A 22164-nucleotide genomic window follows, 5' to 3' on the forward strand; every position below is an offset into this window, starting at 1 on the left:
AAAGATCACCAAGAACAACAAAAACATGTTATTTTTTATTGCTACTCCGATCCCCAGGGGGCCCACCCCCACCCCCCCCCCCCCGCGCCCCCCCCCCCCGAGCCTCGACGTCCGCACCCGCGTCACCGGCGAGCCCGTCCCGCTGCCGCGGCCGGTCGACCTCGCGGCGTACCGGATCGTGCAGGAGTCCCTGACGAACGCGACCCGCCACTCGGGCGCGCGGACGGTGACGATCACGCTGGACTGGGCTCCGGAGGCCGTACGCCTGCGGATCGCGGACGACGGCGGCGGCGCGCCCGAAGGCCGCCCGACCGGCAGCGGCATCCAGGGCATGCGGGAACGGGCACGCGCGCTGGGCGGCGACCTCACCGCGGGCAACACCTGCGACACGATCTCCGCCAGCGGCGCCCCCGAGGAGGCCGCTCGCGCGCCCCGGGGCTTCCTCGTGGACGCCCGGCTGCCCCTGCGTACCCCGCCCGCCACCGAAGCCGAAGCCCGCGCCGACGCCGGGCGCGCACCCGCCACCGAAACAAGAGCCGCACCCGCACCCGCACCCGAGGGGGACTCCCGATGATCCGTGTCGTGCTCGCCGACGACCAGACCCTGGTCCGCGCCGGGTTCCGGTCGATCCTCTCGGACGAGGAGGACATGGAGGTCGTCGGCGAGGCGGGCGACGGGGAGCAGGCGATCGCCCTCGCCCGCGCACTGCGCCCGGACGTCGTCCTGATGGACATCCGGATGCCCGTCCTCGACGGCCTCGAAGCCACCCGCAGGATCAGCTCCGACGAGCGGCTCGACGGCGTACGCGTGGTCGTCCTCACCACCTTCGACGCCGACGACCACGTCTACGGGGCGCTGCGCGCGGGCGCGTCCGGCTTCCTGGTCAAGGACACCGAGCCGATGGAGCTGCTGCACGCGGTCCGGGTCGTGGCCCGCGGGGACGCCCTGATCGCCCCGGCCGTGACCCGCCGCCTCATCGCCGAGTTCGCCGGCCGCGCCGAGCGCCGCCCCGACCCGAGCCCCCGGCTGAACGCGCTGACCGAGCGGGAGCGCGAGGTGCTCGGCCTGGTGGGCGCGGGCCTGTCGAACGACGAGATCGCCGGCCGGCTCGTCCTCTCCCCCGCCACTGCGAAGACCCACGTCAGCCGGATCATGACCAAGCTGGCGGTACGCGACCGGGCCCAGCTGGTGGTCCTCGCGTACGAGACGGGGATGATCACCCCCGGCTGGCTGGCCTGACCTCCGGTCGGACGCCCCCTAGGGGGCCGGTGCCCCCGGGGACAACCCGGGGGGTACGCGCGCGTGGAGCGGCGCAACCCCTGGGGTACGGCCGGTGTCCTCTCCGGGCCGACGCGCGGGCCCCGGCCGTACGCCGAGGCTGGGCGGCGTGCATCAGGACCCCGCCGTCCCCCAGGACGTACTCGATCTCGCCCGGCTGCAGTTCGCCCTCACCGCCGGCGGCCACTTCCTCTTCGTCGCCCTCACGCTGGGACTCGCCACGGTCGTGGCCGTGCTCCAGACGAAGGCCACGTTCGGCGGGAAGGCGCTGGACGTGCGCATGGTGCGGTTCTGGGGGCAGCTGTACGTCATCAACTACGCCGTCGGCATCGTCACCGGTCTGGTGATGGAGTTCCAGTTCGGCATGGCCTGGAGCGGCCTCACCCACGAGGCGGGGAACATCCTCGGCGCCTCCCTCGCCGTCGAGACGATCGTGGCCTTCTTCGTCGAGTCGACCTTCCTCGGCCTGTGGATCTTCGGCTGGCACCGGCTGAACCGCTGGGCCCATCTGGCCGCGATCTGGATCGTCGTCCTGACGGCCCACCTTTCGGCGTACTGGATCCTCGTCTCGAACGGCTTCCTCAACCACCCCGTGGGGTACGGCTCCGAGGACGGCGAGCTCGTCCTCGACGACCCGGTCGCCGTCCTGACCAACCCCTCCGCGCTGCTGGCGTTCGGGCACGTGCTCGCGGGCGCGCTGCTCACCGCCGGGTTCTTCATGGCCGGCGTCAGCGCGTACCACCTGTTCCGGCGCAGCCAGGACGGGGAGTTCTTCGGCCGCGGCCTGCGGATCGGGGTGTTCCTCTCCGCGCCCGCGCTGATGCTGGCAGCCGTCTTCGGCGGCCTCCAGTTCGGCGCCCTCGCCTCCTTCCAGCCCATGAAGGCGGCCGTGTTCAGCGCGGAGACGGCCGAGATCGCGCGGCTCCAGGCCGAGCTGACGGCACGTTTCGGCCCGGGTGACTACGTGCCGTCGGAGGCCTGGACGCGGGGCGGCGGCCTGGTGATGCTGATCAGCTTCGGGCTGATGATGTACCTCTGCTTCGCCGGGGTGATCCTCGCCTGCTTCAGGAAGGTTGTCTTCCGCTTCCGGTTCTGGCACCTCGTGCTCATGGCGGCCGTGCCGCTGCCCTATCTGGCGATGATCAGTGGCTGGGTGTTCCGGGAGGCGGGCCGGCAGCCCTGGGTCGTCCACGGCCTGCTGAAGACGGAGGACGCCGTCTCGGACCTCTCCGCCGGCACCATGCGCCTCTCGCTGACCGTCTTCACCACGCTCTTCGTGCTCCTCGCCCTCCTCAACGCCTGGCTCCTCGCCCGGCACGCCCGGCGCGGCCCCGTCGACGGCGGCCTCGGCCACGACGACCGGGTCCCCGCCCGGGTCGACGACCGGGGCGACGACCAGGGCGACCGGGGCGACGACCAGGGCGACCGGCCGACCGACCGGCCGACCGACGGGACCGCGCCGCGCCCCCCTGCGCCCGATCCCGGCGACGCGCTGCCCGCCCCCCGCTACTGACCGACCAGGAGAGAAGGAACCGTGGAGACCCTGGCCGTCTGCCTGCTCGCCCTCTTCGCCACCGGCTGGTTCGTCCTCGCCGGAGCGGACATCGGCACCGGCATGCTCACCCCCTGGCTCGGCCGCGACGACCGCGAACGTCGGCTGGTGATCGCGGCGTTCGCCCCGTTCTTCCTGGGGAACGAGGTCTGGCTGGTCGCCACGGCCGGCGTGCTCGTCGGCTGCTTCCCCGCCCTCGAAGGGGAGTTGCTGACCGGCCAGGCCCCGGTGCTCGTCGCGCTCCTGGCCGGCTGGATCGTCCGGGACGCGGCGCTGTGGTCGCGCGGCCGCGGCCCGGGGCCCCGCTGGCGCGCCGGGTGCGACGCCGCCCTCACCGCCGGCAGCTGGGCCCTCGCGCTCTCCGCGGGCTGGCTGCTCACGGCGCTGCTCACCGTCAGGCCGTACGCCCCCGCCACCGGCCCGACCGCCGTGCTCGGCGCCCTCGCCGTCGCCGCCCTGTTCGCCGCGCACGGACTGGGGTTCGCCGCGCTCCGGCTCACCGGAGTGCCGTACGAGCGGGCCCGTCGGCTCGTGGGACGCGCGGGCCGCCCGTGGCAGTCCTTCGCCCTGACCGGCCTCCTCCTCGCCGGGCTGCCGCTCGCGGCGGGGACGGCTCTGCCGCTCGCCGAACGGGCGGCCTCGGCCGCGACCCTCACCCTGCTCGTCCCCGCCCTGCTGGTCGTCACCCCGCTCCTGGTGGGCGTCCAGGCCTGGATCTGGCACGCCTTCCGGCACCGGGTGACCGGCCCCTCGTACCTGTGAGCGCCGACGGGCGGCCGGCCGGGGCGGCGGGGTCAGTGGCCCTCCGGTCCGGGCGCCTCCCCCTTCTTGTGGTGGAGCGCCTTCTGGAGCCGCGCCACGACCGCCTCGCCGTACCGCCGGTGGCCGTGGACCCGCGGGTCGTCCGTCACGTCGTACCGCTTCACATACGCCCCCAGGAAGGCCTGGAGGGTCGCCACCGCCGGGATGGCGATGAGCGCGCCGACGGCGCCGAGCAGCGCCGTGCCCGCGATGACCGAGCCGAAGGCCACGGCGGGGTGGATGTCGACGGTCTTGGAGGTCAGCTTGGGCTGGAGCACGTAGTTCTCGAACTGCTGGTAGACCACGACGAAGCCGAGGACCCACAGCGCGTACCAGGGGTTGACGGTGAAGGCGATCAGCATCGGCAGGGCGCCGGCGAGGTAGGTGCCGATGGTCGGGATGAACTGCGAGACCAGGCCCACCCAGACCGCGAGCGCGGGGGCGTACGGCACGTCGAGGATCTCGAAGAGCACGAAGTGCGCGACACCGGAGATGAGGGCCATCAGGCCGCGGCTGTAGAGGTAGCCGCCGGTCTTGTCGACGGCGATCTCCCAGGCGCGCAGCACCTCGGCCTGACGGGCGGGCGGCAGGACGGAGCAGAGCGCGCGCCGCAGCCGCGGCCCGTCGGCCGCGAAGTAGAACGAGAAGAGGAAGATCGTCAGGAGGCGGAAGAGGCCGCCGAGGACGGTGGCGGAGACGTCGAGGACCCCGGACGCGCTGTTCTGCACGTACTTCTGGAGCCAGTCGGAGCTCAGCAGGCTGTCCTGGACCTCGACGCGCGACAGGTCCGTGTGGAAGGTGTGGTTGATCCACTTGATCAGCGAGTCGAGGTACTGGGGGAAGTCCTCGACCATGGCCACGATCTGCCCGGCGAGCATCGAACCGAGGAGGACGACGAAGCCGACGCCGACGACCAGGACGCCGAAGAAGACGAGGAAGGTGGCGAGGCCGCGGCGCATCCCGCGCGCCGCCATCCGTCCGACCGCCGGCTCGATGGCGAGGGCGAGGAAGAAGGCGAGCAGGACGTTGACGAGGAGGCCGACGAGCTGGTGGAAGGCCCAGCTGCCCAACTGGAAGCAGGCGTAGAGGGCGAGCGCGAGGACCAGCGCCCGGGGCAGCCAGCGCGGCATGCGCGCCGCCGGGGCCGTGGCCGTCGGCGGCTCCCCGGGCGGCGCTCCGCCGCTCCCGGCCGACGCCGGAGCGGGCGGGGTCTTCCCGGCCTCGTGGGTGCCGGACTTCCGGGACCCGGTCCCGGGCTTCTCGGCCTCGGGCCCTCCGCTCTCGGGCTTCTCCGGCTTCTCGGACGTGTCGGTCTCGGACGTGTCGGTCTCGGTCTTCACGGTGTCGTCGTCAGTCGGGGCCACCTCGTCAGTCTCCCGCACCGCTCGGACATTCCACCCGGGACCCCTCACATCCCCGCTTGTCGCCCCCCGCCCCGTTCAGCGCTTGTCGGCCGGTACGTCGACGGCGGCGCAGACCGCGCGCCACACGTCCTTCGCCTCCCAGCCGGCGTCCAGTGCCTCCCGTACCGTCCGGCCCCCGAGCTCCGACATCACATGGTCACGCGCGAAGGACTCGGCATACGACGGACCGAAGTGGTCCGCCATCCGCTCCCAGAAAATCGTCAACCGCATGACACCAGTATCGCGCTCCCAAGAGTGCAGCCCGGCCCGCGGCCCTTGTCACCGGCCCGTTCCGCCCTACCGTCGGAACATGGCCGAAAATCCCTCCCCGACACCCCGGGCCCGCGCCGAGCGCTTCATCTGGCTGACGGCCCGCGTCCTCGAACAGCGCCGGTTCGCCTACTACTTCCTGAACGGCGGTGCGGAGCAGGTCGAGACGGCCCTCACGGCGTACCTCAACGAGGACGGCGGTTACGGCCACGCCCTCGAACCCGATTTCCGCGGCCCGGTGAGCCAGCCGCTGCACACCGCGCACGCCCTGCGCGTCCTGGACTCCGTCGGCCGCTGCGGCGGACTGCGCGTGGAGCGGATCTGCCGCTACCTCACGGAGGTCTCCACCCACGACGGCGCGCTCCCCGCGGTCCACCCGTCCCAGCGCGACTACCCCTCGGCGCCCTACGTCCCCGTCGTCGACGCACCGCCGAGCGCGCTGCTCTCCACCGGCCCCGTGGTCGGCCTGCTCCACCGCAACCAGGTCTGGCACGCCTGGCTCTTCCGCGCCACGGAGTACTGCTGGGCGGCGGTGGAGGGCCTGGAGAAGTCGCACCCGTACGAGATTGAGGCCGCCGTCGCCTTCCTGGACGGGGCCCCCGACCGGGCCAGGGCCGAGGCCGCCGCGGACCGGCTGGGCCGGCTGGTGCGGGAGCAGCGGCTCGCGGTCCTGGAGCCGGACCGGGAGGACGACTGGCCGGTCCCCGACGGGTACGCGCCAGGCGAGCGCCACTTCCCGCACGACTACGCGCGCGTGCCGGACTCCCTGGCGAGGCGCTGGTTCACGGACGCCGAGATGGCCCGCTCGCTCGACCGGCTCGCCGCCGACCAGGCGGAGGACGGCGGCTGGCCGGTCGCCTGGCGCACCTGGGCGCCGGGCTCCGCCCTGGAATGGCGGCCGATCGTCACGGTCGAGGCGCTGCGCACGCTCCGCGCGCACGGCCGGCCCATCGACTGACGGGGGAAGCGGGGACACGGGGTCCGGAAGCGCGGCCGGAGGTACGTCCGGACGCGGGGCCCGGAAGCGCGGCCGGAGGTACGTCCGGACACGGGGTCCGGAGGCGCGGACACGGGTCGGGTGCCGGGCTACCGGGCTACCGGGCTACCCGGCTACCCGGCTACGGCACCGATCCCCGCGTCACCCGCCCAGGGCCCGTACGCCCGCCGTGACCAGGACGGCCGCGGCGACGACGACCAGGAACGGTGCCCGCAGGACGAGTGCGACGGCCGCCGCCCCGAGCCCGGCGGCCCGCGCGTCCAGGACGAGCCCGCCGCCCGCGCTGAACGTCTGCTGCGCCGTGAGCGCCGCCAGGAGGGCGACGGGCAGCAGGGCGGCGAGCCGCTGGACGAGCGGCCGCTCCAGCGCCCCGGCCGGGACGAGCAGGCCGAGCAGCTTGACCAGGTAGCAGCCGACGGCGGTGAGGCCGATCGCGATCCAGACGGTCATCGGGCGTCCTCCTTCGACGTGTCGGCGGGCGAGGGTGGCGCCGTGTCGGCGGCCTCGGCCGCCCGCCTGCCCCGGAACCAGAGCACCGCGGGCGCGGCCAGCGCGGCGGCCAGGACGGGCACCCCGGCGGGCAGCACGGGCAGCAGCCCGAGGCCGAGCAGGACGGCGATCCCGGCGGTGGCCCGCTCGGTGGCCGACTTCAGCATGGGGGCGAGCAGGGCGAGGAAGACGGCGGGCCCGGCCGCGTCGAGGCCCCAGGCGGCGGTGTCGCCGATCGCCTCGGCGCCCAGCGCGCCGAGCAGCGTGGTCAGGTTCCACAGGACGTACAGCGTGAGGCCGGTGACGGTGAAGCCGATCCTGGCCGCCCGCCGGGACGGCTGCGCGAGCGCGACCGCCGTCGTCTCGTCGATCACCCACTGCGCGGCGAAGGGCCTGGCGAGCCGGGGCAGGGCGAGGAGCTGGGAGAGCCGCAGCCCGTAGAAGGCGTTGCGGGTCCCCAGGAAGAACGCGCCCGCGGCGGCCGTGAACGGGTTGCCGCCGGCCGCAAGGGCGCCCACGAGGGCGAACTGCGAGGCCCCGGTGAAGACGAGCAGGCTGAGCGCGCAGGTCTGGAGCAGGCTGAGCCCGGAGCCCGCCGAGGTCACCCCGAAGGCGAACCCGGAGAGCCCGACGGCGATCCCGACGCCGAGCGCGTCCCGGACGACCGCCGCGTCCGGCTTCACGGCCTCGTCCGGCTTGGCCGCCGTGTCCTGCTTGGCGGGCGGGGCGGGCGGCCCTTCCCGTACGACGTGAGGTGCTGTCTGTTCTGCCACGCGAGGGACGTTACGTCTCCGGCTTCGACCCGGTCTTGTACGTTCTTGCGCCCGGCCTCCGCACGCCCCGCACGCCCCGCGCGCGCTGGTACGCGCCCGGGGGCACGCCGACGCTGCGGGTGAAGTGGCGGTTGAGGTGCGGCTGGTCGGTGAACCCCACGGCGACGGCCGCGTCCGCCGGAGACGTACCGGCGTCGAGGAGCCGTCTGGCGCTGCGCACGCGCGCGTCGGTCAGCCAGGTGTGCGGCGGCATGCCGTACGCCTCCCGGAAGGCGCGGAGCAGCGCGAAGGGACTGGTGTCCAGTTCGGCGGCGAGGCGCTCCAGGGTCGGCGGGTCGGCCATCCGCTCCTCCAGGAGGGCACGCGCGCGTGCCGCGTTCCTCGCCCCGGCCGAGCGGGGCGGCAGCGGGGTGACGAGCCCGCCGTGGCTGCGGAGCACGCGCGCGGTCACCAGCCGCAGCAGGCTGTCGGCGGCGAGCGCGTTGCCCTCCTCGGCGGCCCGGTGCACGCCGACGACGAGCCGGGCGGCCTCCGGGTCGTCGACCACGGGCGACGTGAAGCCGACCGATCCGCGCAACGAGAGGGTGTCGGCGGCGATGGACCGTATGAGGTCGGCGTCCGGGTAGATCGTCCGGTAGGTCCAGCCCTCGGGGACCCCCGCGTGCCCGGTGTGCGGGGTGTCGGGGTTGACGAGGGCGATCTGGCCGGGCGCCGCGTACACCAGCTCGTCGCGGTAGTGGAAGGCCTCGACGCCCTCGGTGATCGCGGCGAAGACGAAGGTCTCGTGGGTGTGCCGGGCGAAGGCCTTGCGGACGTAGTGGGCGTGCAGGAGGTCGACCCCCGGCAGCTCGGCGTACTGCCAGTACCGTGCCCGTTCACCGCTCGCCATGTCCCCATTCTGCGGCTCCGGGGCGTCCGGGCGCCGTCCGGGGCCCACGGGTTTTCCACAGGTCCGGGCGCTTGTCGGTGGCGGGGTGCACGATGGGGGGCATGGTCAGGTCCGCGCTCGACTCGTTCTCCCCCGCGACCCGTGGTTGGTTCACCGGGGCCTTCACCGCGCCCACGGCCGCCCAGGAGGGCGCCTGGAGGGCGATCGGCGCGGGCTCGGACGTCCTGGTGGTCGCGCCGACGGGTTCGGGCAAGACGCTCGCCGCCTTCCTCGCCTCCCTGGACCGGCTGGCGTCCGCCCCGCCGCCGGCCGAGGCCCGCAAGCGCTGCCGCGTGCTGTACGTGTCCCCGCTGAAGGCGCTGGCGGTGGACGTCGAGCGGAACCTCCGCTCCCCTCTGACCGGCATCCGCCAGGAGTCGGTCCGGCTGGGACTGCCCGAGCCGGACATCCGGGTCGGCATCCGCTCCGGAGACACCCCGCCCGCCGAGCGCCGGGCGCTGGCCACGCGCCCGCCGGACATCCTGATCACCACGCCCGAGTCCCTGTTCCTCATGCTGACGTCGGCCGCGCGCGACGCGCTGTCGGGCGTGGAGACGGTCATCCTGGACGAGGTCCACGCGGTGGCCGGCACCAAGCGGGGCGCCCATCTGGCCCTGTCCCTGGAGCGCCTCGACGAACTGCTGCCGCGCCCCGCGCGCCGGATCGGCCTGTCCGCCACCGTCCGGCCGGTGGACGAGGTGGCGCGCTACCTGTCGCCGGGGCGCGCGGTGGAGATCGTCCAGCCGCCGTCAGGGAAGGAGTTCGACCTCTCCGTCGTCGTCCCCGTCGAGGACATGGGCGAGCTGGGCGGCTCCCCCGCGTCGGAGGGCCGGGAGGGCGCCGACAAGCCGTCGATCTGGCCGCACGTGGAGGAGCGGATCACCGACCTCGTCCAGTCCCACCGCTCCACGATCGTCTTCGCGAACTCGCGGCGGCTCGCCGAGCGCCTCTGCAACCGGCTGAACGAGATCGCGTACGAGCGGGCGACCGGCGAGGCCCCGCCGGAGGGGTCTCCACCGGCCGATCTCATGGCCCAGTCCGGGGCCGCCAAGGGCGCTCCGCCCCTGCTCGCCCGCGCCCACCACGGTTCGGTGTCGAAGGAGCAGCGCGCCCAGGTCGAGGAGGACCTCAAGGCGGGCCGGCTGCCCGCCGTGGTGGCCACCTCCAGCCTGGAGCTCGGCATCGACATGGGCGCCGTGGACCTGGTCGTCCAGGTCGAGTCGCCGCCCTCCGTGGCCTCCGGGCTCCAGCGGGTGGGCCGCGCGGGTCACCAGGTGGGTGCGGTCTCCACGGGCGTGGTCTTCCCGAAGTACCGGGGAGACCTGGTGCAGGCGGCCGTGGTCACCGAGCGGATGCGCTCGGGCTCCATCGAGTCGATGCGGATCCCGGCGAATCCGCTGGACGTCCTCGCGCAGCAGCTGGTCGCCATGGTGTCCCTCGACACCTGGCAGGTCGACGAGCTGCTCGCGGTGGTGCGCAGGGCGGCGCCGTTCGCCGCCCTGCCCGAGTCGGCGTTCACGGCCGTGCTCGACATGCTGGCCGGGCGCTACCCCTCGGACGCCTTCGCCGAGCTGCGCCCGCGCGTGGTGTGGGACCGGGTCGCCGGGACGGTCACCGGGCGCCCCGGCGCGCAGCGGCTCGCCGTCACGTCGGGCGGCACGATCCCGGACCGCGGCCTCTTCGGCGTCTTCCTGGCGGGCGCCGACCCCAAGAAGGGCGGGGGCCGGGTCGGCGAGCTGGACGAGGAGATGGTGTACGAGTCGCGGGTCGGCGACGTCTTCACGCTCGGTACGACCTCCTGGCGGATCGAGGACATCACCCGCGACCGGGTCCTGGTGTCGCCGGCTCCCGGGGTGCCGGGCAGGCTTCCGTTCTGGAAGGGCGACCAGCTGGGCCGCCCGCTGGAACTGGGCCGCGCGGTGGGGGCGTTCCTCCGCGAGATCGGCGCCCTCGGCGCGGAGGACGCCCGGCTGCGGCTGATCACCGCGGGACTCGACGCCTGGGCGGCGGACAACGTCCTGGCGTACCTCTCGGAGCAGCGCGAGGCCTGCGGCCACGTCCCGGACGACCGGACGATCCTGGTGGAGCGGTTCCGGGACGAGCTCGGGGACTGGCGGGTCGTCATCCACTCCCCGTTCGGCGCCCAGGTGCACGCGCCCTGGGCGCTGGCCCTCGGCGCGCGGCTCGCCGAGCGGTACGGCATGGACGCGCAGGTGATGCACGCCGACGACGGCATCGTGCTGCGTCTGCCGGACGCGGATCTGATGGGCCTGGAGATGGGCCTCGACCTGCTCGACCACGAGCCGGTGGACCCCGGCCGCCACCAGGACACGGCGTACGACGCCGACCAGGCACCGATCGGCGCCGCCGACGCCCTCTTCGACAAGGGCGAGGTCGCGCAGATCGTCACCGACCAGGTGGGCGGCTCCGCGCTGTTCGCCTCCCGCTTCCGGGAGTGCGCGGCCCGCGCCCTGCTGCTGCCGAAGCGGAACCCGGGCAAGCGCACCCCGCTCTGGCAGCAGCGTCAGCGCGCGGCGCAACTGCTCCAGGTGGCGAGCGAGTTCGGCTCCTTCCCGATCGTCCTTGAGGCGGTCCGCGAGTGCCTCCAGGACGTCTTCGACGTCCCCGGGCTCGAAGAGCTGATGGGGGACATCGAGGCCCGCAGGGTGCGCCTGGTCGAGGTCACCACCCCGGAGCCCTCCCCCTTCGCCCGCTCGCTGCTCTTCGGGTACGTGGCGCAGTTCCTGTACGAGGGCGACTCCCCGCTCGCCGAGCGGCGGGCGGCGGCGCTCTCCCTGGACTCCCGGCTGCTCGCCGAACTCCTCGGCCAGGCCGAGCTGCGGGAACTCCTCGACGCGGACGTCCTCGCCGAGCTGGAGCGGGAACTTCAGTGGCTGACGGAGGACCGGCGGATCAAGGACGTCGAGGGCGTCGCCGACCTGCTGCGGGTCCTCGGCCCGCTCACGGACGCGGAGCTCGCCGAGCGCGGCGCGGACGCCGAGTGGGCGCCCGACCTCGGCCGGGCCCGGCGGGCGATCCGGGTCAGGATCGGCGGGGCGGACCACTGGGCGGCTATCGAGGACGCGGGCAGGCTCCGGGACGCCCTCGGCACGGCGCTGCCCGTCGGTGTCCCCGAGGCCTTCACCGAACCGGTCAAGGACCCGCTCGGCGACCTCCTCGCCCGGTACGCGCGCATGCACGGGCCCTTCACCTCCTCACAGGCCGCCGGCCGGTTCGGCCTCGGCGCGGCGGTCACCGACGGCGCCCTGCACCGCCTGGCGGCGGCCGGCCGGGTCGTCCAGGGCGAGTTCCACCCCGCCGGGATGGGCCAGGAGTGGTGCGACGCCGCCGTCCTGCGGCGGCTGCGGCGCCGCTCCCTCGCGGCTCTCCGCCACGAGCTGGAGCCGGTGCCCCCGGCTGCGCTGGCGACCTTCCTGCCGCAGTGGCAGCACCTCGGCGGCAACAGCCTGCGCGGCATCGACGGCCTCGCCCGCGCGATCGAGCAGCTCCAGGGCGCCCCCGTGCCGGCCTCCGCCCTGGAGAAACTGGTCCTGCCGTCGCGGGTCCGCGACTACTCCCCCGCGCTGCTCGACGAGCTGACCACCACCGGCGAGGTCGTCTGGGCCGGGGCCGGATCCCTGCCCGGCAAGGACGGCTGGGTCTCCCTCTACCTCGCCGACGCGGCTCCGCTGCTGCTGCCGCCCGCGCATCCCCTGGAGCTGTCGGCGCTCCACGAGTCGGTGCTCACTGCGCTCTCCGGCGGCTACGGCCTGTTCTTCCGGCAGATCGCCGACCAGATCCGCGCCACCACCCACCCGGACGCCACCGATCCGCAGCTCGCGGACGCCCTCTGGGAGCTGGCGTGGTCGGGCCGCCTCACCAACGACTCCCTGGCCCCGCTGCGCTCCCTGCTCGGCTCCGGCCGCACGGCGGGTTCGACGGCCCACCGCGCGCGGCGGACGGTCCCCCGAGGACGGTACGGAACGCTGACGGCGGCCGCCAGGACCGCCTCCCGCACCGGCCCGCCCACGGTCTCCGGCCGCTGGTCGCTGCTGCCTCCGGCCGAGCCGGAGCCGACCCACCGGGCGCACGCGCTCGCGCGCACGCTCCTGGACCGGCACGGCGTCGTCACCCGGGGCGCGGTGGCCGCCGAGGGCGTGGAGGGCGGCTTCTCCGCCGTGTACCGGATCCTGTCGGCGTTCGAGGACAGCGGCCAGGCCCGCCGTGGCTACGTGGTGGAGGGCCTGGGCGCGGCCCAGTTCGCGATGGACGGGGCGGTGGACCGGCTGCGGGCCGCGGCGACCGCCCGCGACCGGGGCGCCGAGGCGGCCTCCGGCCCCCGCGCGGTGGTGCTCGCCGCCGCCGATCCGGCGAACGCCTACGGGGCGGCGCTCTCCTGGCCCGAGCCGCCGACCGACGCCGGGCACAAGCCGGGCCGCAAGGCGGGCGCGATGGTCGTCCTGGTCGACGGCGAGCTCACGCTCTACATGGAGCGCGGCGGGAAGTCGCTGCTCTGCTGGCCCACGGAGCCGGACGATCCCGCGCTGACGGCGGCGGCCGAGTCGCTGGCGGCCTCGGCGCGGGTGGGCGCGCTCGGCACGGTCACGGTGGAGCGGATCAACGGCGCCACGGCCCTGACCTCCCCGTTCGCCCGCACCCTGGAAGCCGCCGGCTTCCTGGCAACCCCGCGAGGCCTGCGCCTGAGACCCTGACCCCCGCCCGCGCCACCGTCGGCCCGCGCCCGCTGCCACCCGCTCGGCACCGTCGGCCCGCGCCCGCGCCCGCGCCCGCTGCCACCGGCCCGGCACCGCCACCCCGCAACCGCTCACGCCCCGCGCCCCACCCCGACCTCCGCACCCGGCATGATGGGCCCATGCCCGAAGGAGACACCATCTGGCACGTGGCCCACCGGTTGCACGACGCGCTCGCCGGGCGGGTCCTGACGCGCACGGACCTCCGCGTGCCCCGGTTCGCGACCGCCGACCTGACGGGCCGCACCCTCCTCGACGTCACCCCGCGCGGCAAGCACCTGCTCGCCCGCATCGAGGGCGGGTTCACCCTCCACTCCCATCTGCGGATGGAGGGCGCCTGGCTGGTGTACGCCACCGGGAGCCGCCCGGCGGGCCCCGAGCACCAGATCCGGGCGATCCTCGGGAACGCCGAGCACACCGCGTACGGCTACCGCCTCCAGGTCCTGGAGCTGCTCCGTACCACCGAGGAGCCCCGGGTGGTCGGCCACCTCGGCCCCGATCTGCTCGGCCCCGACTGGGACCCGGAGGAGGCGGTGCGCCGCCTGGCCGCCGACCCCTCGCGCACCCTCGGCGAGGCCCTGCTCGACCAGCGGAACCTCGCGGGCATCGGCAACGTGTACAAGTCGGAGCTGGCGTTCCTCGCCGGGGTCACCCCCTGGCTGCCGTTCGGCGAGCTGACCGGCGACGTCCCCGCCCGTCTGGTCGCCACCGCCCACCGCCTCCTGGAGGCGAACAAGGACCGCCCCGACCGGCGCACGACGACCACCCGTCACCCCGGCGTCCTGCTCTACGTCTACGGCCGTGCGGGCCGCGCCTGCCTCCGCTGCGGCACGGCCATCCGCAAGGACGAGCTGGGCGAGCGCGTTACCTACTGGTGCCCGGGGTGCCAGCGCGGCCCCACCCCGGATCAACAGGGCACACGGAATTGACGACCCGTCAGGTCCGGTCGTACCGTCCCGCCGAAGCCTCCTCGTTCACGACGTGCCGGATCCCGCGCCCGGGCGGAGGCGTCGCAATGCCCTGGTGAGACGGGCCGGGCGCCGGCCGCCGGAGCGTCCGGTGGAGGCGGCCACATGCACCGGCAGCAGGCTCAGCCCCCAGCCGCCCGCGGCCACCGCCCCCTCGACCGTCCCGGCCTCCCCCGGCGCCAGCAGCAGGCGCAGCACCGCCCACCACCAGAGCCCCCCGGCCGCCAGCCCGACCGCGATCAGCGTGAGCGTCACCAGCGGAACCCGTCGCCGTACCATGGCCGCCTCCTGCGTTCGACGCTAGACCGGCAGGATCACCCTGCGGGAGGGCGCACCGGAGGCAGAGCGGGCGCGCGCGACGCGCACGGACCGGCGTATCGACGCAGCGGCAGGGGCAGAGACGGACACGGGGGCGACGGACATGCGGGCTCCAAGCTGTCGTACGTCACCCCACCATGGCACGCCGCCCCGGAACCCGGCATCTCGGACGAACCACGCTCCGCATCCCACCCCACACGGAAAGGAGCCCCCACGGCACGGAGCCCCGCACAGAACGGAGCCCCGACCGGCACCCTGAGGGCACCGACCGGGGCTCCGTCCCGCTTCGGTTCAGGCAGCGACGACGTCCACCGCTTCCGCGGGCGCCTTGATGGTCACCCGCTCGGTGGGCACACCGGCCACCGACGTCACCGACACCGAGTTGAGCATCGGTCGTACCGGCGTCGGCACCGGTTCGCTCGCCGCTGCCGACTCGGCCAGTTCGGCCAGCGACAGCTCGTCGCTCACTTCACGCATGAGCTCGGACATCCGTACGTCCAGCGCGTCGCAGATCGCGGAGAGCAGCTCGGAGGAAGCCTCCTTCTGCCCCCGCTCCACCTCGGAGAGATAGCCGAGCGAGACTCGGGCGGACGAGGAGACTTCGCGCAGAGTACGGCCCTGGCGCTGGCGCTGCCGACGCAGCACGTCACCCAGCAGGCGACGGAGCAGGATCATCGGTGGCTCCCTCCTCGGACCGCGTAGCCGCATCCTTCTCGCCCCACCGTACCGCCTCGCGCTGCGGCCGTGCGGGGAGCGATGTCGTGTTCACTCAGGGCTGCAAACATCAAGTCCCCCCGTTCTGTTCCGTATCCTGTGCCCGCGCATTTCCCGAAAGTTCTTCACGGAGCAGCTCCAGCACGCTCCGTACACTCTCTCTACGGATTTCCGCGCGGTCGCCGTTCAACCTCAACGAGACCACTTTCCCGACCCCCGCGCCCGCCCCGGCCGGTCCGGCGACCGCCACGTAGACCGTTCCGACCGGCTGCCCGTCCTGCGGATCGGGCCCCGCCACCCCGGTCGTCGAGACGCCCCAGTCGGCCCCGAGCCGGTCCCGCGCACCCGCCGCCATCTGCAGCGCGACCTCGGGATCCACCGCGCCGCGCTCCGCGAGCAGGGCGCGGTCCACCCCGAGCAGCGCGTGCTTCAGGTCCGTCGCGTAGGCCGTGACCGAGCCCCGGAAGGAGGCCGAGGCACCCGGCACTCCGGTGAACTCCGCGGCCACCAGACCCCCCGTGAGCGACTCCGCCACGGCCATCGTGTGACCACGCTCCGCGAGCAGCGCCAGCACCCGGGCGGCCTCGTTCATCGCGCCGACGCCTCCGACCGCGCGGCCGCCCGCTCCGCGGCGAGGCCCCTGCGCCGCAGGACGACCGCCTGTCGCACATAATCCAGGCCGGTGACGACGGTCAGCGCGACGGCGACGCCCATCACCCAGAAGCGCAGGGTGGCGAGCGGGCCGGTGAGCACGAGGACGTACATGCCGACCGCCGTGCCCTGGGCCAGCGTCTTCATCTTGCCGCCGCGACTTGCGGGGATGACGCCGTGCCGGATCACCCAGAACCGCATCAGGGTGATCCCCAGCTCCCTGGCGAGGATGACGACCGTCACCCACCAGGGGAGATCCCCGAGAGAGGAGAGGCAGATCAGGCCGGCCGCCATGATCGCCTTGTCCGCGATCGGGTCGGCGATCTTTCCGAAGTCGGTCACCAGGTTGTACGTGCGGGCGAGGTGTCCGTCGAAGACGTCCGTGATCATGGCCACCGCGAAGGCCGCCCACGCCCAGGCCCTCCAGACGGGGTCGTGCCCGCCGTCCTGGAGCAGCAGCACCACGAAACCCGGCACGAGGACGAGCCGGATCATGGTGAGGATGTTCGCGATGTTCCACAGGCTGGCCTGGTTGACGGCCGCAGTGCCCAGCTTGCCGTGGGGCGCAGGCCTACCGGTCCCGCCCGTGGCGGATGCCGGGACTCCGGTCATCTGGCCGCCTCCTCGGACAGACATACGGCGACGAGGTCGACGCCCTCCGCGGCCACGACCTTCGCCCTGACCATCCGGCCCGGGGCCAGCTGGAGGCCGTCGAGGCCCGCGCCGTCCTCGGCGGTGAGGAGCACCTGGCCGTCGGTCTCGGGCGCCTGGTGGGCGGCCCGGCCGATCCAGCCGTCCTCCTCCTCGTCCTCGGACTCGACGAGTACCTCCAGGATCTCTCCGATCCGCTCCTCCGCGCGCTGCGCGGTGAGCTCCTCGGCGAGCCGGGAGAGGTGGGCGAGCCGCTCGTCCACGACGTCCTGGTCGAGCTTGTGCTCGTACGTCGCGGCCTCGGTGCCGTCCTCGTCGGAGTAACCGAAGACGCCGATCGCGTCGAGGCGGGCGTGGGTGACGAAGCGTTCCAGCTCGGCGAAGTCCGCCTCGGTCTCGCCGGGGAAGCCCACGATGAAGTTGGAGCGCGCGCCGGCCGTGGGCGCCTTGGAGCGGATGGTCTCCAGGAGCTCCAGGAAGCGGTCGGTGTCGCCGAAGCGGCGCATGGCCCGCAGCACGTCGGGGGCGCTGTGCTGGAAGGACAGGTCGAAGTAGGGCGCGACCTTCTCGGTGGAGGTCAGCACGTCGATCAGGCCGGGGCGCATCTCGGCGGGCTGGAGGTAGCTGACCCGGACGCGCTCGATGCCGTCGACGGCGGCCAGCTCGGGCAGCAGGCCCTCGAGGAGCCGGATGTCGCCGAGGTCCTTGCCGTAGGAGGTGTTGTTCTCGGAGACCAGCATGATCTCCTTCACGCCCTGCTCGGCGAGCCAGCGCGTCTCGTTGAGCACGTCCGAGGGACGGCGCGAGACGAAGGAGCCGCGGAACGACGGGATCGCGCAGAAGGAGCAGCGCCGGTCGCAGCCGGAGGCCAGCTTCACGGAGGCGACGGGGCTGGTGTCCAGCCGGCGACGGAGCGGGGAGCGCGGCCCGGAGGCGGGCGCGAGCCCCTCGGGCAGGTCGGCCGGCACGCCCTCGGGCGCGACGGGAGCCGCGAGCGGGGCGCCGGTCGCAGCGGAGGCACCGGCGGAGGTCCCGGCGGGCGCCTCGACCGTGCCGTGCCCCGGCAGGGCGATCCCGGCGGCGGCCTTCTGGCGCTCCACGGGCGACAGCGGCAGCAGCTTGCGCCGGTCGCGCGGGGTGTGGGCCTCGACACTGCCCCCGCTGAGGATGGTCTGGAGGCGGTTGGAGATGTCGGCGTAGTCGTCGAAGCCGAGGACGCCGTCGGCCTCCGGGAGGGCGTCGGCCAGCTCCTTGCCGTAGCGCTCGGCCATGCAGCCGACGGCGACCACGGCCTGGGTCTTGCCGTGGTCCTTCAGATCATTGGCTTCGAGCAGGGCGTCGACGGAGTCCTTCTTGGCGGCCTCGACGAATCCACAGGTGTTGACGACGGCGACGTCCGCGTCCTCGGCGTTCTCGACGAGCTCCCAGCCGTCCGCTGCCAAGCGGCCTGCGAGCTCCTCCGAGTCCACCTCGTTACGGGCGCAGCCAAGAGTGACAAGGGCGACGGTACGGCGTTCGGGCATGGGCTCAAGACTACTTCGTCCCGGCCGCGGACCCGTCGCGCAGGGTTCACCTGCGCGACGGACGTCACATCCAGGGGGCCCACCCGGAGCGTCGGGGGCTCACCCGGCCTCCGCGGGTGGCCCCGCACACCCGGGGGCTCACCCGGCCTCGGGGTCGCCCTTCGTGTAGGACAGCCGCTCGACCTGCCCGGCTTCGAACCGGTCGGCGACCTTCTTGCCGTTCACGTACAGCTCGATCGCGCCGGCGTTGCCGAGGACCAGGTCGACGCGCTCGCCGTCCTGGAAGGTCTTGGACTCGCCCTCCAGGAGGAGCCCGTCGAAGAGCAGCTTCCCGTCGGCGGCCTTGGCCGAGATCCAGCTCTTGCCCTCGGTGGCGGTCAGCTTCACCGTGACCTTGTCCCGCGGCACGGCGGCGATGGCGCTCTCCGTGGGCTTGGGCGCGGCCGGCCTGGTCGGCTTCGGCTTGGCCGTGGCGCTGCCCTTCTCCGGGGCCGGCGCGGGTCCGCCGTCGGCCGCGGTGGTGCCCCTCGGCGCCTCCGGTCCGTCGAACATGGTGAAGCCGACGAAGCCGACGACGGCGACGATCGCCGCGACCATGGCGGCGGTCCAGTTGGGCCGGCGCGGTTCGGGACGGATGCGTTCCGCCTCGAAGAGCGGGGCGGCGGGGGTGGGCGCGGGGCGGCCGCCGTGCTCGGCGTCGTACTGCTCGATCAGCGACGCCGGATCGAGCCCGACGGCACGCGCGAGCGTGCGGATGTGACCGCGGGCGTAGACGTCTCCGCCGCACCGCGAGAAGTCGTCCTCCTCGATCGCGTGCACGATCGGGATCCGGACACGCGTGGAGGCACTGACTTCTTCGACGGTGAGACCGGCGGCGATGCGGGCCTGCTGGAGAGCGCGACCGATCGAGTCCCGGTCGTCTGCCGGGAACGTCCGGTCGTCTTCGGGGGAGTTGCCGATGGACACGAGAGCGCCTTTCGAGCGTGTAGCCACCTGCTGGACGTTCAGTCTATGGGTGGTACGAAAGGGTGGGGCAACCGGGCGGGTGCTGTTTGTACGCCATGAGGCTGGGACATCCTTCTGTCCCTCCGTCCAACTTGACGTACGGCCAGGGGAAACGGTTGCCCTCCGTTCCCTTACGAGTGAGTCTCGGCCCGGTCTCGAACGGGTACCCCCGCCGCTCCGCCGCTACTCCCCCCCGTCCGACTCCCCCCGGATCACGGCGAGCACCCCGTCCAGCTCGTCCGGCTTGACGAGCACGTCCCGCGCCTTGGACCCCTCGCTCGGCCCGACGATGTTCCGCGACTCCATCAGGTCCATGAGCCGCCCCGCCTTGGCGAAGCCGACGCGCAGCTTGCGCTGGAGCATCGAGGTGGAGCCGAACTGGGTCGAGACGACCAGCTCGGCGGCCTGGCACAGGAGGTCGAGGTCGTCGCCGATGTCCTCGTCGATCTCCTTCTTCTGCTTGGTCCCGACGGTGACGTCGTCCCGGAAGACCGGGGTCATCTGGTCCTTGCAGTGCTGCACGACGGCCGCGACCTCGGCCTCGGTGACGAACGCGCCCTGCATGCGGACGGGCTTGTTGGCGCCCATCGGCAGGAAGAGGCCGTCGCCCTTGCCGATGAGCTTCTCGGCCCCCGGCTGGTCGAGGATGACCCGGCTGTCGGCGAGCGAGGAGGTGGCGAAGGCGAGCCGCGAGGGCACGTTCGCCTTGATGAGTCCGGTGACGACGTCCACGGACGGCCGCTGGGTCGCGAGCACCAGATGGATGCCGGCCGCGCGCGCCAACTGGGTGATGCGGACGATCGCGTCCTCGACGTCCCTGGGCGCGACCATCATCAGGTCGGCCAGCTCGTCGACGATGACCAGGAGGTACGGATAGGTCTTCAGCTCGCGCTCGCTGCCCTCGGGCAGCTTGACCTTGCCGTTGCGGATGGCCTCGTTGAAGTCGTCGATGTGCCGGAAGCCGAAGGCCGCCAGGTCGTCGTAGCGCAGGTCCATCTCGCGCACCACCCACTGGAGGGCCTCGGCGGCCCGCTTGGGGTTGGTGATGATCGGCGTGATCAGGTGCGGGATGCCCTCGTAGGCGGTGAGTTCGACCCGCTTGGGGTCGACGAGCACCATCCGGACGTCCTCGGGGGTCGCCCTTATCATGATCGACGTGATCAGGCAGTTGATGCAGGAGGACTTGCCGGATCCGGTGGCGCCGGCGACCAGGACGTGCGGCATCTTCGCCAGGTTGGCCATCACGTAGCCGCCCTCGACGTCCTTGCCGAGCGCGACCAGCATCGGGTGCTCGTCGCCCGCCGCGTCCGCGAGGCGCAGCACGTCGCCGAGGTTCACCATCTCCCGGTCGCTGTTCGGGATCTCGATGCCGACCGCGGACTTCCCGGGGATCGGCGAGATGATCCGTACGTCGGGGGAGGCCACGGCGTAGGCGATGTTCTTCGTCAGGGCCGTGATCTTCTCGACCTTCACGGCCGGGCCGAGCTCGACCTCATACCGCGTGACCGTCGGCCCGCGCGTGAAGCCGGTGACGGCCGCGTCGACCTTGAACTCGGTGAAGACGGTGGTGAGCGCGTCGACGACGGCGTCGTTGGCGGCGCTGCGGGTCTTGCCGGGGCCGCCCCGCTCCAGCAGGTCGAGCGAGGGCAGGGCGTACGTGACGTCGCCGGAGAGCTGGAGCTGCTCGGCCCGCGCCGGCAGGTCCGTCGGCTCGGGGGCGGGCTTGGTCAGATCGGGTACGACCCCGGCGGGACGCTTCCCGCTCCCCCGGGCCGTCGGCACGTTCGCCGGAGCCGCAGCCGAAGCCGGAGCCGCAGCGGCCGCGGGCCCGGACGGCGCCTCCGCGGCCTCCGCCCCCGCCGCGGCGGCGGCCACGGCGGCGGCCCGTTCGGCCGTGACGTCCCGGGTGAGGTCGGCGACGAGCGGCGACGGCGGCATCCCGTTGAGCACGGCGCCGTCGAGCGCGGCGGCCGCGGCGGCGGCCACGTCGACCGGGTCGAGGCCGTGGTCGAAGGCGGGCCGCTCCGCCGGGCGGCGCGCCCCGCGGCCGCGCCGGCCGAGCGCCTCCTCCTCCGCCCGGTCCACGTCGTACGGCGCGGCGGGGCCGGCCGCCCTGCGCCGCGCCGGCCGGGCGGTCCGGGGCGGCGCCTCGCGCCACTCCTCGTCGTACTCCTCGTACCCCGGGTACCCCTCGGCCACGGCGTCCCCGGCCGGCTCGACGATCCCGAGCCGGGCGCCGAGGGCGCGGAGCCGCTGCGGAATGGCGTTGACCGGGGTGGCGGTCACGACGAGCAGCCCGAAGATCGTCAGCAGGACCAGCATCGGTACGGCGAGGACCTCGCCCATCATGAAGACGAGCGGCTTGGACGCGGCCCAGCCGATGAGACCGCCCGCGTCCTGCATGGCCTCGGTGCCGTCCCCGCGCCCCGGCGAACCGCAGGCGATGTGCACCTGCCCGAGGACGCCGATGGCGAGCGCGGACAGTCCGATGACGATCCGCCCGTTGGCCTCCGGCTTCTCCGGATACAGGATCAGCCGCACGCCGATCGCGCCGAGAAGCAGCGGTACGAGCAGGTCGAGCCGCCCGAAGGCCCCGGTGACGAGCATCTCGACGAGGTCGCCGACGGGACCGCGCAGGTTCGACCAGGTGCCGGCCGCGACGATCAGCGCGACGCCGAGGAGCAGCAGCGCGAGCCCGTCCTTGCGGTGGGCCGGGTCGAGGCCCTTGGCTCCGCGCCCTATCCCCCGGAACACCGCCCCCACCGCGTGGGCGAGGCCGAGCCAGATGCCCCGCACGAGGCGGTAGACGCCCCCGGTCGGGGACGGCGCGGGGCGGGGCGGCGCCTTCTTGGCGGCGGTCTTCCGCGCGGGCGCCCGCTTGGCGGGCGCGGCCTTCCTGGCCGCCGCCTTCTTCGCGGGCGGCTTCCCCGGGGACTTCGCGGTCGACTTCGCGACGGACTTGGCGGCCGCGGTTCTCTTCGCGGCGCCCGTCGTCCGGCCGGCGCGCGGTTGTGCGGTGCCCGCCGTGCCCTGGGAACCCTTGCCGGACGTACGTGAAGCCATGGTGCTGAGGTTACCGGTGGAGCGTCGGG

General features: G+C 73.8%; 19 protein-coding genes. 7 read left to right on the plus strand and 12 right to left on the minus strand.

The genetic code is table 11. The features are described 5' to 3' along the window. Window positions 1–25: 25 nt before the first annotated feature. The 4 genes from ACWDVG_RS29330 (at window position 26) to ACWDVG_RS29345 (ending at window position 3592) form a co-directional block, all read left to right on the plus strand. Window positions 26–574, plus strand: coding sequence for a sensor histidine kinase (locus ACWDVG_RS29330; RefSeq protein WP_451703630.1), 549 nt, complete (start codon window positions 26–28; stop codon window positions 572–574). Then, complete coding sequence (locus tag ACWDVG_RS29335; RefSeq protein WP_451703631.1) at window positions 571–1239, plus strand: response regulator; 669 nt, start codon at window positions 571–573, stop codon at window positions 1237–1239. The genes ACWDVG_RS29330 and ACWDVG_RS29335 overlap by 4 nt, the downstream gene beginning before the upstream one ends. Window positions 1240–1387: 148 nt before the next feature. Then, window positions 1388–2791, plus strand: coding sequence for a cytochrome ubiquinol oxidase subunit I (locus ACWDVG_RS29340; RefSeq protein ID WP_451703633.1), 1404 nt, complete (start codon window positions 1388–1390; stop codon window positions 2789–2791). Between the two features lie 21 nt (window positions 2792–2812). After that, entirely contained in the window at window positions 2813–3592 is a 780-nt protein-coding gene (locus tag ACWDVG_RS29345) for a cytochrome d ubiquinol oxidase subunit II (protein WP_451703634.1), read from the plus strand. A 32-nt stretch (window positions 3593–3624) separates the two neighbouring features. On the opposite strand, the gene ACWDVG_RS29350 is transcribed toward ACWDVG_RS29345, so the two are convergent. Together ACWDVG_RS29350 and ACWDVG_RS29355 are read right to left on the minus strand one after the other, a co-directional pair. Then, window positions 3625–4761 (minus strand): AI-2E family transporter, encoded by a 1137-nt coding sequence (locus ACWDVG_RS29350; RefSeq protein ID WP_451703662.1) that lies wholly within the window; start codon window positions 4759–4761, stop codon window positions 3625–3627. Window positions 4762–5070: 309 nt separating this feature from the next. Beyond that, on the minus strand, window positions 5071–5265 hold the full coding sequence (locus ACWDVG_RS29355) for a DUF3046 domain-containing protein (RefSeq protein ID WP_451703636.1): 195 nt from the start codon (window positions 5263–5265) through the stop codon (window positions 5071–5073). Between the two features lie 79 nt (window positions 5266–5344). Between ACWDVG_RS29355 and ACWDVG_RS29360 the strand changes: the two genes are divergently transcribed. Beyond that, window positions 5345–6262 carry a hypothetical protein gene (locus ACWDVG_RS29360; RefSeq protein ID WP_451703638.1) on the plus strand — a complete coding sequence of 306 codons (918 nt, stop codon included), beginning with the start codon at window positions 5345–5347 and terminating at the stop codon, window positions 6260–6262. A 180-nt stretch (window positions 6263–6442) separates the two neighbouring features. Here ACWDVG_RS29360 and ACWDVG_RS29365 read toward each other — a convergent pair whose 3' ends face one another. The 3 genes from ACWDVG_RS29365 to ACWDVG_RS29375 are packed head-to-tail and all read right to left on the minus strand — an operon-like array spanning window position 6443 to window position 8452. Continuing rightward, window positions 6443–6751 (minus strand): AzlD domain-containing protein, encoded by a 309-nt coding sequence (locus ACWDVG_RS29365; protein ID WP_451703640.1) that lies wholly within the window; start codon window positions 6749–6751, stop codon window positions 6443–6445. Then, window positions 6748–7563: an AzlC family ABC transporter permease gene (locus tag ACWDVG_RS29370; RefSeq protein WP_451703642.1), complete on the minus strand. Its 816-nt coding sequence runs from the start codon at window positions 7561–7563 to the stop codon at window positions 6748–6750. Before ACWDVG_RS29370 ends, ACWDVG_RS29365 begins: the two co-directional genes overlap by 4 nt. Window positions 7564–7573: 10 nt before the next feature. Then, window positions 7574–8452: an AraC family transcriptional regulator gene (locus tag ACWDVG_RS29375; protein WP_451703644.1), complete on the minus strand. Its 879-nt coding sequence runs from the start codon at window positions 8450–8452 to the stop codon at window positions 7574–7576. 101 nt (window positions 8453–8553) lie between these two features. On the opposite strand from ACWDVG_RS29375, the gene ACWDVG_RS29380 reads away from it, so the two are divergent. Then, on the plus strand, window positions 8554–13203 hold the full coding sequence (locus tag ACWDVG_RS29380) for an Lhr family ATP-dependent helicase (protein ID WP_451703645.1): 4650 nt from the start codon (window positions 8554–8556) through the stop codon (window positions 13201–13203). Between the two features lie 161 nt (window positions 13204–13364). Then, the gene (locus tag ACWDVG_RS29385; protein WP_451703646.1) at window positions 13365–14171 is read left to right on the plus strand and encodes a DNA-formamidopyrimidine glycosylase family protein; all 807 of its coding nucleotides are present in this window, start codon (window positions 13365–13367) and stop codon (window positions 14169–14171) included. A 45-nt stretch (window positions 14172–14216) separates the two neighbouring features. On the opposite strand, the gene ACWDVG_RS29390 is transcribed toward ACWDVG_RS29385, so the two are convergent. The 7 genes from ACWDVG_RS29390 to ACWDVG_RS29420 all read right to left on the minus strand — a co-directional run bounded on the left by ACWDVG_RS29390 (window position 14217) and on the right by ACWDVG_RS29420 (window position 22135). After that, on the minus strand, window positions 14217–14489 hold the full coding sequence (locus ACWDVG_RS29390; RefSeq protein WP_451703647.1) for a hypothetical protein: 273 nt from the start codon (window positions 14487–14489) through the stop codon (window positions 14217–14219). A gap of 330 nt (window positions 14490–14819) precedes the next feature. Further along, entirely contained in the window at window positions 14820–15203 is a 384-nt protein-coding gene (locus tag ACWDVG_RS29395; RefSeq protein WP_041131554.1) for a helix-turn-helix domain-containing protein, read from the minus strand. Between the two features lie 109 nt (window positions 15204–15312). Next, complete coding sequence (locus ACWDVG_RS29400; protein ID WP_451703650.1) at window positions 15313–15834, minus strand: CinA family protein; 522 nt, start codon at window positions 15832–15834, stop codon at window positions 15313–15315. After that, window positions 15831–16505 carry a CDP-diacylglycerol--glycerol-3-phosphate 3-phosphatidyltransferase gene (pgsA, locus tag ACWDVG_RS29405; protein WP_451703651.1) on the minus strand — a complete coding sequence of 225 codons (675 nt, stop codon included), beginning with the start codon at window positions 16503–16505 and terminating at the stop codon, window positions 15831–15833. The genes ACWDVG_RS29400 and pgsA overlap by 4 nt, the downstream gene beginning before the upstream one ends. Next, window positions 16502–18067 (minus strand): 30S ribosomal protein S12 methylthiotransferase RimO, encoded by a 1566-nt coding sequence (gene rimO, locus ACWDVG_RS29410; protein ID WP_451703653.1) that lies wholly within the window; start codon window positions 18065–18067, stop codon window positions 16502–16504. The genes pgsA and rimO overlap by 4 nt, the downstream gene beginning before the upstream one ends. Window positions 18068–18205: 138 nt before the next feature. Beyond that, window positions 18206–19033, minus strand: a complete 828-nt coding sequence (locus ACWDVG_RS29415) for a RodZ domain-containing protein (RefSeq protein WP_451703654.1) — start codon at window positions 19031–19033, stop codon at window positions 18206–18208. Between the two features lie 222 nt (window positions 19034–19255). Then, window positions 19256–22135, minus strand: coding sequence for a DNA translocase FtsK (locus ACWDVG_RS29420; RefSeq protein WP_451703656.1), 2880 nt, complete (start codon window positions 22133–22135; stop codon window positions 19256–19258). Window positions 22136–22164 lie beyond the last annotated feature (29 nt).

This window comes from Streptomyces sp. NPDC003327, assembly GCF_053589515.1.

Excerpts from the sequence above, each read along its gene's own strand:
- ACWDVG_RS29330 (WP_451703630.1), top strand. The coding sequence starts at position 26 with ATGTTATTTTTTATTGCTACTCCGATCCCCAGGGGGCCCACCCCCACC.
- ACWDVG_RS29335 (WP_451703631.1), top strand. The coding sequence starts at position 571 with ATGATCCGTGTCGTGCTCGCCGACGACCAGACCCTGGTCCGCGCCGGG.
- ACWDVG_RS29350 (WP_451703662.1), bottom strand. The coding sequence starts at position 4,761 with ATGCCGCGCTGGCTGCCCCGGGCGCTGGTCCTCGCGCTCGCCCTCTAC.
- ACWDVG_RS29355 (WP_451703636.1), bottom strand. The coding sequence starts at position 5,265 with ATGCGGTTGACGATTTTCTGGGAGCGGATGGCGGACCACTTCGGTCCG.
- ACWDVG_RS29360 (WP_451703638.1), top strand. The coding sequence starts at position 5,345 with ATGGCCGAAAATCCCTCCCCGACACCCCGGGCCCGCGCCGAGCGCTTC.
- ACWDVG_RS29365 (WP_451703640.1), bottom strand. The coding sequence starts at position 6,751 with ATGACCGTCTGGATCGCGATCGGCCTCACCGCCGTCGGCTGCTACCTG.
- ACWDVG_RS29375 (WP_451703644.1), bottom strand. The coding sequence starts at position 8,452 with ATGGCGAGCGGTGAACGGGCACGGTACTGGCAGTACGCCGAGCTGCCG.
- ACWDVG_RS29380 (WP_451703645.1), top strand. The coding sequence starts at position 8,554 with ATGGTCAGGTCCGCGCTCGACTCGTTCTCCCCCGCGACCCGTGGTTGG.
- ACWDVG_RS29385 (WP_451703646.1), top strand. The coding sequence starts at position 13,365 with ATGCCCGAAGGAGACACCATCTGGCACGTGGCCCACCGGTTGCACGAC.
- ACWDVG_RS29390 (WP_451703647.1), bottom strand. The coding sequence starts at position 14,489 with ATGGTACGGCGACGGGTTCCGCTGGTGACGCTCACGCTGATCGCGGTC.
- ACWDVG_RS29395 (WP_041131554.1), bottom strand. The coding sequence starts at position 15,203 with ATGATCCTGCTCCGTCGCCTGCTGGGTGACGTGCTGCGTCGGCAGCGC.
- ACWDVG_RS29400 (WP_451703650.1), bottom strand. The coding sequence starts at position 15,834 with ATGAACGAGGCCGCCCGGGTGCTGGCGCTGCTCGCGGAGCGTGGTCAC.
- pgsA (WP_451703651.1), bottom strand. The coding sequence starts at position 16,505 with ATGACCGGAGTCCCGGCATCCGCCACGGGCGGGACCGGTAGGCCTGCG.
- rimO (WP_451703653.1), bottom strand. The coding sequence starts at position 18,067 with ATGCCCGAACGCCGTACCGTCGCCCTTGTCACTCTTGGCTGCGCCCGT.
- ACWDVG_RS29420 (WP_451703656.1), bottom strand. The coding sequence starts at position 22,135 with ATGGCTTCACGTACGTCCGGCAAGGGTTCCCAGGGCACGGCGGGCACC.